The organism is Frateuria sp. GZRR35 (assembly GCF_051900415.1).
In the GTDB taxonomy this organism is placed as follows: Bacteria; Pseudomonadota; Gammaproteobacteria; order Xanthomonadales; family Rhodanobacteraceae; genus Frateuria_A.
Genome location: NZ_JBHZGL010000013.1, coordinates 97,979 through 109,910, shown reverse-complemented (window position 1 = coordinate 109,910; position 11,932 = coordinate 97,979). Strand labels below are relative to the sequence as shown.

The following is an 11,932-nucleotide window of genomic DNA, read 5'->3' as shown; positions in this document are numbered from 1 at the left end:
GCCCTTGGGCGCGACCGCCATGTCGCATCGAAACCCGCGGTCGCGCCCAAGGGCGCTCCTACAAAAGCGGTGTGCTGGGCTCCGGCGCGGCGGGACACGGCGAGCCAAAAAAGAGCCGCCTCGCGGCGGCTCTCCTTCACCGATTCGAGCGCGTTACGCCGCGCGCGAGGCCTTCTTGCGGTCGTTCTCGGTCAGGTGCTTCTTGCGCAGGCGGATTTCCTTCGGCGTGACCTCGACCAGCTCGTCGTCGTCGATGAAGTCCAGCGCCTGTTCCAGCGAGAACTTGATCGCCGGGGTGAGCTGGATCGCATCGTCCTTGCCCGAGGCGCGCATGTTGGTCAGCGGCTTGGGCTTGATCGCGTTGACGGTCAGGTCGTTGTCCTTGGCGTGGATGCCGACCAGCTGGCCTTCATACACGTTGTCGCCCTCGGCGGCGAACAGCTTGCCGCGCTCCTGCAGCGGCCCCAGCGAGTAGGCGGGGGTGGTGCCGCCGGCGTTGGCGATCATCACGCCGTTCTGGCGCTTGGCGATCTGGCCTTCTTCTTTCGGACCGTAGTGGTCGAACACGTGGAACAGCAGGCCCGAACCCTGGGTCAGGGTCTTGAACTGGTTCTGGAAGCCGATCAGGCCGCGCGCCGGGATCATATACTCCAGGCGCACGCGACCCTTGCCGTCGGGCTCCATGTTCTTCAACTGGCCCTTGCGGATGCCCAGGCGCTCCATCACCGGGCCCTGGTGGATTTCTTCCACGTCGACCACCAGCTGCTCGATCGGCTCCATCTTCTGGCCGTCGATCTCCTTGATGATCACTTCCGGGCGCGACACGGCCAGTTCGTAGCCCTCACGACGCATGTTCTCGATCAGCACCGACAGGTGCAGCTCGCCGCGGCCGGACACCAGGAACTTGTCCGCATCCGAACCCTGCTCGACCTTCAGCGCGACGTTGTGCACCTGCTCGCGGTCCAGGCGGTCCTTGAGCTGGCGGCTGGTCAGGAACTTGCCACCGGAGAGGTCCTTGTTGCCGGCGAACGGCGAGTTGTTGACCTGGAAGGTCATCGAGATGGTCGGCTCGTCGACGGTCAGCGCCGGCAATGCCTCCGGCGTATCGAGCGCGCAGACCGTGTCGGAAATCGTCAGCTCGGCAATGCCGGAGATGGCGACGATGTCACCGGCCTCGGCGCTGTCCTGCTCGATGCGCTCCAGGCCCATGAAGCCGAGCACCTGCAGCACCTTGCCCTGGCGCTTCTTGCCGTGACGGTCGATCACCGCGACCGGCATGTTCTTCTTCAGCGTGCCGCGCTGGATGCGGCCGATGCCGATCACGCCCACGAAGTTGTTGTAGTCCAGCTGGCTGATGCGCATCTGGAACGGGCCTTCCGGATCGACCTCCGGCTTGGGCGCGTGCTGCATGATCGCCTCATAGAGCGGGGTCATGTCGCCTTCGCGGGCATTCTCGTCCAGCGAGGCGTACCCATTCAGCGCCGAAGCGTAGACGATCGGGAAGTCCATCTGCTCGGGCGTGGCGCCCAGGCGATCGAACAGATCCCACACCTGCTCGACGACCCACTCCGGACGCGCGCCGGGGCGGTCGATCTTGTTGACCACCACGATCGGCTTGAAGCCCATCGCGAAGGCCTTCTGGGTGACGAAGCGGGTCTGCGGCATCGGGCCGTCCATCGCGTCGACCAGGATCAGCACGGTGTCGACCATCGACAGCACGCGCTCGACCTCGCCGCCGAAGTCGGCGTGTCCGGGCGTGTCGACGATGTTGATGCGGTTGCCCTGCCAGCTGATGGCGGTGTTCTTGGCCAGGATGGTGATGCCGCGTTCCTTTTCCTGGTCATTGGAGTCCATTACGCGCTCGGCGAGCACCGTGCGTTCGGACAGGGTGCCGGACTGCTTCAGCAGCTGGTCGACGAGGGTGGTCTTGCCATGGTCGACGTGGGCGACGATGGCGATATTGCGCAGTTTTTCGATGGACATGGCACAGGCCCGGGCGGCGCTTGGTCAGCCGCCACGTAAGTTTCGGAGGGGTAAACTCCGCAATTATACGGACTTGCGGGACTTTTTGCCCGTGCCGCGCATGAATGGGGCTGCGTGGCGGGTCCCCCCCTTCCGCCTGTCGGCACCTTCCCCCGTAAACGGGTGAAGGCTCGCTAGGGGGCGTACGGCAGGACCGAGGCTCGCAAGGAGCGCATGGCAGGATCCTTCCCCCGTTCACGGGGGAAGGTGCCCGAAGGGCGGATGGGGGAAGCCTTGCCTCAGACCACCCCGGCCAGCGCGAACACCGCGATCACCACGAACACCGCCAGCGTCTTGATCACCGTGATCGCGAAAATGTCCCGATAGGACTGCCGATGCGTCAGCCCGGTCACCGCCAGCAGCGTGATCACCGCGCCGTTGTGCGGCAGGGTGTCCATGCCGCCGGACGCCATCGCCGCCACGCGGTGCAGCACCTCCATCGGAATCCCCGCCGCCTGCGCGTTGGCGATGAAGGTGTCGGCCATCGCCGCCAGTGCGATGCCCATGCCGCCCGACGCCGAGCCGGTGATGCCGGCGAGCGCCGTCACCGTCACCGCCTCGTTGACCAGCGGGTTGGGAATCGCATGCAGCGCGTCGGCCACCAGCTTGAAGCCGGGCAGGGCGGCGATCACCGCGCCGAAGCCGTACTCCGAGGCGGTGTTCATCGAGGCGAGCAGCGCGCCACCGACCGCCGCCTTGCTGCCCTCGGCGAACCGTTGCACTACCGGTCGCCACGCGAACGCGAGCACGCACAGGATACCGAGCAGCAGCGCGCCTTCCACCGCCCAGATCGCGGCGACCTTGGACACCTGCTGCACCACCGGCTCGGCCTTGCCCACCACGCTCGGCTCGAACGCGGCGGTTTCGCCATAGGCGCGCGGGATCCAGTCGGTGAACAACTTGTTCGCCACGCCCACCAGCACCAACGGCAGCAGCGCGACCAGCGGGTTGGCGAGCTTGCCGTGCTCGAACGGCGCCGGCTCGTTGGCGAGGTCCGTGCCGTAGCCTTCGCCCGCGGCGGCCGCCTTGCGCCGGCGTGATTCCAGGTAAGCCAGGCCAACCAGCAGGATGAACACCGAGCCGATCGTGCCCAGCCATGGCGCTGCCCAGGCGGTGGTGCCAAAAAACGAGGTCGGGATGATGTTCTGGATCTGCGGCGTGCCGGGCAGCGAGTCCATGGTGAAGGTGAACGCGCCCAGCGCGATGGTGCCGGGAATCAGCCGCTTCGGGATGTCGCTGGCGCGGAACAGCTCCGCCGCGAACGGATAGACCGCGAACACCACCACGAACAGCGACACGCCGCCGTAGGTCAGCAGCGCACAGACCAGCACGATCGACAGGATCGCGCGGCTTCGGCCCACCAGCCCGATGGTCGCCGCCACGATCGCCTTGGAGAAGCCCGACAGCTCGATCAGCTTGCCGAACACCGCACCGAGCATGAACACCGGGAAGTAGAGCTTGAGGAAGCCCACCATCCGGTCCATGAACAGGCCGGTGAACATCGGCGCCACCAACGCCGGATCGGTCAGCAGCACGGCGCCCAGCGCCGCGATCGGCGCGAACAGGATCACGCTGTAGCCGCGGTAGGCCGCCGCCATCAGGAACGCCAGCGCGACCAGAACGATCAGGAATGCCATCGAGCTTTTTCCCCCAGCGACGCGTTCCCGCGCCGGAATCATCAATGCCCGGCGAGTATCGGCAGCGCGGCGGCAGCCGGGCACTGTACGAAGGTACAAGTGCCCCGCCGCCGTCCGCTGCCTAGGATCGATGCATCACAAGGCATCCATCGTCGATGGCTGCGTCCACGGCAACCCTTGATGGTTGCGTTTCAGAAGGGAAGGGGGAGTCATGCAACGCACGCATCTGAGTCTGGCCATCGGCATGGTGATCGGGTTGGCTTTCGCCTCGCCCGCGCTGGCGCAGCAGTCCGACGGCACGGCGCCGCAGGAAGCCGGCAAGCCGGTCAACGCCAGGCAGCTCGAACAGGTGACGGTCACCGCGCGCAAGCGCGAGGAGACTCTGCAGGACGTGCCGATCGCGGTCAGCGCCTTTACCGCGCAGGCGCTGGAAAAGCAGAACGTGCAGAACCTCTCCGACCTGCAGGGCAAGGTGCCCTCGCTGCAGATCTACGCCGCGCGCGGCTCCAACACCACGCTCACCGCCTACATCCGCGGCGTGGGCCAGGCCGACCCGACCTGGGGCTTCGATCCGGGCGTGGGCATCTATCTGGATGACGTGTACCTGGCCCGCCCGCAGGGCGCCGTGCTGGATGTATTCGACGTCAGCCGTATCGAGGTGCTGCGCGGCCCGCAGGGCACGCTGTACGGCAAGAACACCATCGGTGGCGCGATCAAGTACGTCTCCAACCCGCTGCCGGTGAAGACCGAGGGCTCGGTGGAAGTGACTGCCGGCACGCACGGCGAGAAGGACATCAAGGCCAGCGTCGGCGGCGCCAGCGCCGACCACGTGTGGCGTGGCCGTATCGCCTACGCGAGCGGGCACAACGACGGCTTCGGCGAGGACATCCTCACCGGCAGCCGCAACGGCAACAAGAACACCAATGCCGCGCGCGCGACGGTCGGCTTCTTCCCGACCAGCTCGTTCAACATGCAGTTGTCCGTGGACGGCGTGCGCGACAACTCCAATCCGCGCGGCGCCAAGATGCTCACGGTCAATGCGCTCGACCCGGCCTACCCGCCGCTGGAAAGCGACTTCGACACCCGCAGCGGCTTCGCCCAGCTCAACCACACCAAGCTCTACGGCACCGCGCTGACGATGAACTGGATCGCCAGCCAGGACTGGTCGCTCAAGTCCGTCACCGCCGTGCGTGGTTCCTCCACCGACACCAACATCGACTTCGACACGCTGCCGGAAAAGATCGCCGACGTGAACGCGGTCTACACCGACCACCAGTTCAGCCAGGAATTCCAGGCCAACTACGACGCCGGTGGCACCGTGCACGGCGTGTTCGGCGTGTACTACTTCGACGGCACCGCCAATGGCCACATCCACAACATCTTCCTGGGCTCGCCGCCGTATTCGACGCTGGGCCTGACCCAGTACGGCGGCACCGGCGGCAGCATGGGCACCAAGAGCTACGCCGGCTACGGCGACTTCACCTGGGACATCAGTCCCGACTGGAGCCTGGACGTGGGCCTTCGCTACACCCACGAAACGAAGACGGCGCTGATCCAGAACTACGGCTACTCGGACGATACCTTCACCACGCCGATCGCCACGCTGGCCGACTTCAGCGGTTCGCACGCGACCAACAACGTCTCGCCCAAGGTCTCGCTGGACTGGAGCGTGAGCGAGCAGGTCAAGCTCTACGCCAGCTACTCGGAGGGCTTCCATTCGGGCGGCTACAACATCCGCGCCAACTGCGTGGCGGTGCCCGCCTCGTGCCGCCCGATCGACGACGAGAAGGTGCAGTCGTTCGAACTGGGCAGCAAGATGAGCTTCTTCGACGACGCGCTGATGATGAACACGGCGCTGTTCCACAATGTCTACTCGGACATCCAGTTGTCGGTGTTCAGTTCCTACACCCTGCCCAACGGCAGCCAGGGCTTCTTCGGCGATTTCACCAACGCCGGCGAGGGCCACATCGACGGCCTGGAGGAGGAGTTTGCCTGGAAGCCGTCGGAGAACTGGACGCTGCGCGGCAACGTGGCCTACCTGCACACCAAGTACACCGAGTACATGACCGGTGGCGTCAACATCGCCGACCAGCAGAAATTCACCAATGCGCCCAAGTGGTCCGGCGGCCTGTCGCTGGAGAACACCACGCCGCTGGCCAATGGCGGCAGCATTTCGGCGCGGGTCAACTACACCTACCAGACCATGGTCTACCCGGAGACCACGCTGTCGCCGCTGATCGCGCAGCCCGCCTACGGCCTGTGGAACGCCGGCGTGATCTGGCAGATCAATGAGCCCTGGTCGCTCAGCCTGCAGGGCACCAATCTGGCCAACAAGTCCTACCGCACCACTGGCTACAACGTCGGCGCGCTGGGCATCTACACGGGCTTCTACGGCGCGCCGCGGATGGTCACGCTGAGTGCCAAGTACAGGTTCTGAGCTCGCACCTTTCTCCTGCAGCAGGGGAGGGGCTGGCACAGCCACTCCCCGCCACCCGGCTCCTTTCCTGCTCGCGGGGGATGTCATCCTGTAGGAGCGCACCCTGTGCGCGACCGCCATCCACCCGGTCGCGCAGAGGGTGCGCTCCTGCAAAGAAATCCGCGCTGGAGATCGACATGCGCAAGACCCTCGGCCTGCTGGCCCTCCTCTTCGCCAGCGCGCTCGCCCATGCCGGCGATGCCCCGTCGCTGCCAAAGCTCAAGCTCGACCCGGCGCGCGTCGCCGTCGCCGGCCTCTCCTCCGGTGCCTACATGGCCACCCAGGCGCAGATCGCCTACCCCGAAATCTTCCATGGCGCCGCCCTCGTCGCTGGCGGCCCCTACGGCTGCGCCGGCGGGCAGCTCGCCACCGCGCTCGGCAGTTGCATGAAGGGAACGCCGGCGCCGGACGTGGGTGCGCTGGTCGCCCGCGCGCGCAAGCAGTCGGCCGAAGGACGCATCGGCGAGCTTGCCGATCTCGCTGACGCGCACGTGTACCTGCTGCATGGCAGGGACGACGCCATGGTCGCGCCGTCGGTGGCCGAGGCCGGTGCACGCTTCTATGAAGCGCTGCGTGACGGCGTGCCGGGCCTGAAGGGCATGCAGGTGCACGACGACGGCGGACGCGCCTTCGCGCACAACCTGCCAGTGACGGGGAAGGGCGATGACTGCGGCAAGTCGGTGTCGCCGTTCCTGGGCCACTGCGGTTTCGATGCCGCGGGCGCGATCGTCGCGGAACTGTTCGGCAAGCCGGCGCATGCCGTGGCCGCGCCGCGCGGCGAGCTGCGTACGTTCGACCAGGACGCGTTGCGCCCGGGCGGCCAGGACGCCTTCCTCGCCGACCAGGGCTACCTCTACCTGCCGCCTGCCTGCGCCGCCGGCAAACCCTGCGGCTTGCTGGTCGTGCTGCACGGCTGCAAGCAGAACGCCGAGGCGGTGGGCGAGGCGTTCGTGCGCGACGCCGGCTTCAATCGCTGGGCCGACGCCTACGACATGGCCGTGCTGTACCCTCAGGCACGCGCGAGCTTCGCGCCCTTGAATCCGCAGGCATGCTGGGACTGGTGGGGATACTCCGGAGCCGATTACGACACGCGCCAGGGCGTGCAGCTGCGCTGGCTGGTCGATGCCGTGCGGGCGTTGGGGCTTCCTCCCACCACCCGATGACCTGCTGTGTTCCCTTTCCCCGTCCCTGTTCAAAGATGGGGGAGAGGGGCAGGGAGTGGCCCGAACCCCAACCTCGTGCCTGCGACCCCACGTGCCTGCGACCCCTTGTAGGAGCGCACCTGTGCGCGACCGCCAGGCATCCCGGTCGCGCACAGGTGCGCTCCTACAGGAGGTTTCCGTGAGCCACTCGATGTACGAGCGACCTGCCGTGGAGGCGCATCCTTTGCGCGACCGCCATGCATCCCGGTCGCGCACAGGTGCGCTCCTACAAGGGATGACCATCCTTTCCCGCAAGCCCCGGCCCCTCACTCCGACCCTCTCCCCGCAGGGGAGAGGCAGCACATCGCGCGGCGTGTGATTCGATGCCCAGCCCCACCCTGATCGCCCTCGCCGCCGCGTGCTGGCTCGGCCTGCTGTTCGGCGTCGCACTGCTCGGCGAGCGCCGCCCGCGGTTGTTCGAGAAACGCTGGGCGATCGTCTACGCGTTGTCGCTGGCGATCCACTGCACCTCCTGGACCTTCTACGGCACGGTGACCCAGGCCAGCCGCTCGGGCTGGTGGCTGCCGCCGACCTTCGTCGGCGCGATCCTGATGTACCTGCTGGCGATCGCCGTGCTGCGGCGGCTGGTGGAGCTGGCACGCGAGTACAACGCCGGCTCGCTGGCCGACCTGATCGCGGTGCGGCTGGGTCGCCACTCCGGGCTGGCGGCGCTGGTCACCGCGGTGGTGGTGCTGGGGATCGTTCCCTACATCGCGCTTCAGCTCAAGGCCGTGGCAATGAGCTACATGCTGCTCAGCCACGGGCAACTGGCCGAATCCGAGCCGTGGCAGGACAGCGCGCTCTACATCGCGCTGCTGATGGCGCTGTTCGCGATGCTGTTCGGCACTCGCCGCGCCAGCACCACGGCGCACAACCGCGGACTGGTGCTGGCGATGGCGTTCGAGTCGCTGTTCAAGCTCGGCGCGATGTTGGCGCTGGGCACGCTGCTGTTCACGCCGTTGCCGGCCGGCCTGCCGCCGCCGGTGGCTGTGCCGCACGAAGCCAACGGGTTTCCCGCGCTGATCCTGCTCGGCGCGCTGGCCATGTTCACCCTGCCGCACCAGTTCCATGCCGGCGTGGTCGAGTGTCGCGACGGCAGTCACCTGCGCACCGCGCGCTGGCTGTTTCCGCTGTACATGCTGCTGATCGCGCTGCCGATCCTGCCGCTGGCGAAGCTCGGCGACGCCTGGCTCGGGCCCAGCGGCGTGCCGTCAGACCTTTACGTGCTCGCCCTGCCGCTGGCGCGCGAGCAGCACGCTCTGGCGCTGGTGGCGTTCCTCGGCGGCCTGAGCGCCGCCACCAGCATGGTGGTGGTCGCGACGCTGGCGCTCAGCCTGATGATCGTCAACCACTTCATCGCCCCGCTGCGCGTACGCGCCGGCTGGGGCCGCGACGAGCGCGGTGACCTGCGCGGCGAAGTGATCAACCAGCGCCGCGTGGCGATCGTGGTGGTGATCCTGCTGGCCTGGGGCTACAGCCGTGTGCTGGCCAGCCACGAGGCGCTGGCCGACATCGGGGCGATCTCGTTCTCGGCGCTGGCCGGTCTGGCGCCGGCGTTGCTCGCCGCGGTCTACCGGCCGCAGGTGGGACCGCGCGCAGTCACCGCGGGACTGGCCTGCGGGACGCTGGTATGGCTCTACGTGGTGCTGCCTTCGCTGTGGCCGGCGATGCCGGCGGCATTGCGGCACGGCCCGTTCGGCATCGCCTGGCTGTCGCCCGGGCGTTTGCTCGGCCTGGGCGACTGGAGCCAGCTGGGGCGCGCCGTGGTGCTGAGCCTGGCGGCGAACGTGGCGGTGATGTGGCTGGTGGCGCAATCGCGCTTCGGCCAGGCCACGCGCGTGGCCGGCGTCGGCGATGTAGGCGTGGCCGAACTGCGTGCGCTGGCCGAACGCTTCCTGCCGCCCGATCGCGTCGCTCACCTGTTCGCCTCGGCCCCGGCACAGGGCGCCGCGGGGCATGCGCGCGTGGATGCAGTGGAACATGAGCTGGCTGCGGTGATCGGCGCGGCCTCGGCGCGACTTCTGCTGGAGGTGGTGCATAAGCAGGGCCGTGCGCAACTGGATACGGTCGCGGCGATCGTGGGCGAGGCCACCCAGGACCTGCGCTTCAACCAGCGCGTACTGGAGGCGGCGCTGGAGAACATGAGCCAGGGCATCTGCGTGGTCGATGCGGAGCTGCGCGTCGTCGCCTGGAACCGTTGCTACGCGCGGCTGTTCCAGTACCCGCAGGACATGCTGCAGGTGGGACGCCCGGTCGCCGACCTGACGCGCTTCATCATCGGCGAGGGCCTGATCGGCGAGGGCGACGTGGAAACGCGGGTGCAGCGTCGGCTCACCCACATGCAGGCCGGTACGCGGCACCTCTCCGAGCGACGCTTTCCCGACGGCACCATCGTCGAGATCCGCGGCAACCCGATGCCGGGCGGCGGCTTCGTCGCCACGTTCACCGACGTCACCGCCTTTCGCCGCGCCGAGGAAGCGCTGAAGAAGGTCAACGAGACGCTGGAACTTCGCGTGGAGGAGCGCACCCGTGCCCTGGCCGCCGCCAGCGCCGAGGCGCAACGGGCCAACGAGGCGAAGAGCCGCTTCCTGGCGGCCGTCACCCATGACCTGATGCAGCCGCTGCACGCGGCGCAATTGTTCGCCCACACACTGACCGAACACGGCGCCGACGCAGCGACCGCGGCCAACCTCAACGGCGCGCTTGCGGCGACGGAAGGCCTGCTCGCCGGCCTGCTCGATATCGCGCGGCTCGAAGGCGGGCGCCTGCAGCCCCAGCCGCGCGTGTTCGCGCTGGCCGAGGTGCTCGACCCGCTGGCTGCCGAGTTCCGCGCCATCGCCCACGACCGCGGCGTGCGTCTGGACGTGGTCGGCACGCGCGCCTGGGTGCATTCCGATCCGCAGTTGCTCCGTCGCGTGCTGCAAAACTTCCTGTCCAACGCGCTGCGCTATGCCGAGCGTGGCCGCGTGCTGCTGGGCGTGCGTCGATGCGGCCCGCAGTTGCGCGTGGAGGTGTGGGACACCGGGCCGGGCATCGCGCCGGAGGAGCGGGCGATGATCTTCCAGGAGTTCCGGCGTGGCAGCGCCGCCGGCGGGCAGGGGCTGGGGCTTGGCCTGTCGATCGCCCGCCGCATGGCCGGGCTGCTGGGGCATCCACTGGGCCTGCGCTCGTGGCCGGGCGAGGGCAGTGTGTTCGACCTGGGCGTGCCGCTGGCGCGGCGGCCGGCCAGCCTGCCGGCCGTCATGGCCCCGCCGCAACCGCTGCCGGCCGGGCGTGCGCTGGTGCTGGACAACGAACCGGCCGCGCTCGCGGCGCTCAGTGCGCTGCTCACCGGTTGGGGTTGGCAGGTACATGCCGCGCGCGATGCCGCGCAGGCGCTGGCCGCGCCGTGGCAGCCCGACTTGCACATCCTCGATTACCACCTCGACGCCGGGCGCACCGGCTGGGACGTGTGGCGCGAACTGAGCGGACGCCACCCGGACGTGCCGACGGTGATGCTCACCGCCGACCGTGACGGCGAGTTGCGCCAGCGGCTGATCGATGCAGGAATCGGCGTGCTCTACAAACCGCTCAAGCCGCTGGCCCTGCGGCAACTGCTGCAGCGGGTGGCAGCAGCCGTGCGCGCGTAGGAGCGCACCTGTGCGCGACCGCGGGGCACGGTCGTGCATGGCGGTCGCGCACAGGGTGCGCTCCTACAACGATGCGGGAATCCGCGTGCCCTACAGGCCGCTCAACGTCGTTGCGGTAGTTGCTGGGCGTTGGCCGTGCTGATGTAGGAGCGCACCTGTGCGCGACCGCAGGGCACGGTTGTGCATGGCGGTCGCGCACAGGGTGCGCTCCTACAACGATGCGGGAATCCGTGCTCTACAGGCCGCAAAACGCTGTCGTTGCGGTAGTTGCTGGGCGGTGGCCGCGCTGATGTAGGAGCGCACCTGTGCGCGACCGCGGGGCACGGTTATGCATGCGGTCGCGCACAGGTGCGCTCCTACATGCGGAGGTCGGGCGTCAGGCGGCGGCGTATTCGCCCATGCGGGCGCGCGGTCGGATCGCCAGGGTCGTGTCGCCGCTGATCAGCTGCAGCTCGCCATCCTGGATCAGGCACTGCAGCCGCATGCCGCGTTCGCACAGGGCGGTGAGCTCGCCCACGGTAGCCTCGTCGATGTCGAGCACCGTGAGATTGTCGTTGCGCGAGAGCGAAACGCCCACCTTGTCCCACCAGATGTCGGCGACGCGTCCGCCGTAGTTGACCACCACGACCTGGCGCGCCCGGCCGCAGGCCTTGCGGATGCGCGCCTCGTCCGGCTGGCCGAGCTCGATCCACTGTTCGACTTCGTCGGTGTACGCGCGCCGCCACAGCGCGGGCTCGTCCTCGTCGCTCAGGCCCTTGCCGAACTCCAGCCGCTCGTCCGCGTGCAACGCGAAGGCGAGCAGGCGCACCATCAGCCGTTCCTCGGTCTCGGAAGGGTGGCGTGCGAGGGTCAGCGCGTGGGTGGCGTAGTAGTGCCGGTCCATGTCGCTGATCGACAGCTCGGCCTTGTGGATGGTGGCGTTGAGGGCCATGGTCGTGCCTGGTGCGGGTCAATCGGTCATTGTAC

Annotated in this window: 6 protein-coding genes; 3 read left to right on the top strand and 3 right to left on the bottom strand. The window is 68.2% G+C overall.

What is annotated here, in order from left to right; translation table 11 throughout:
* Positions 1 to 153: 153 nt before the first annotated feature.
* On the bottom strand, positions 154 to 1,983 hold the full coding sequence (gene typA, locus ACFWZ3_RS14650; RefSeq protein ID WP_439708418.1) for a translational GTPase TypA: 1,830 nt from the start codon (positions 1,981 to 1,983) through the stop codon (positions 154 to 156).
* Between the two features lie 278 nt (positions 1,984 to 2,261).
* Entirely contained in the window at positions 2,262 to 3,659 is a 1,398-nt protein-coding gene (locus ACFWZ3_RS14645; protein WP_439708417.1) for a GntP family permease, read from the bottom strand.
* A gap of 211 nt (positions 3,660 to 3,870) precedes the next feature.
* Between ACFWZ3_RS14645 and ACFWZ3_RS14640 the strand changes: the two genes are divergently transcribed.
* From ACFWZ3_RS14640 to ACFWZ3_RS14630, 3 genes are all read left to right on the top strand, one after another.
* Positions 3,871 to 6,096, top strand: a complete 2,226-nt coding sequence (locus ACFWZ3_RS14640; RefSeq protein ID WP_439708416.1) for a TonB-dependent receptor — start codon at positions 3,871 to 3,873, stop codon at positions 6,094 to 6,096.
* Positions 6,097 to 6,272: 176 nt separating this feature from the next.
* Entirely contained in the window at positions 6,273 to 7,298 is a 1,026-nt protein-coding gene (locus tag ACFWZ3_RS14635; RefSeq protein ID WP_439708415.1) for an extracellular catalytic domain type 2 short-chain-length polyhydroxyalkanoate depolymerase, read from the top strand.
* A 362-nt stretch (positions 7,299 to 7,660) separates the two neighbouring features.
* On the top strand, positions 7,661 to 10,966 hold the full coding sequence (locus ACFWZ3_RS14630; RefSeq protein WP_439708414.1) for a hybrid sensor histidine kinase/response regulator: 3,306 nt from the start codon (positions 7,661 to 7,663) through the stop codon (positions 10,964 to 10,966).
* Between the two features lie 376 nt (positions 10,967 to 11,342).
* Here ACFWZ3_RS14630 and ACFWZ3_RS14625 read toward each other — a convergent pair whose 3' ends face one another.
* The gene (locus ACFWZ3_RS14625; protein WP_439708413.1) at positions 11,343 to 11,897 is read right to left on the bottom strand and encodes a YaeQ family protein; all 555 of its coding nucleotides are present in this window, start codon (positions 11,895 to 11,897) and stop codon (positions 11,343 to 11,345) included.
* Between the last annotated feature and the right edge of the window lie 35 nt (positions 11,898 to 11,932).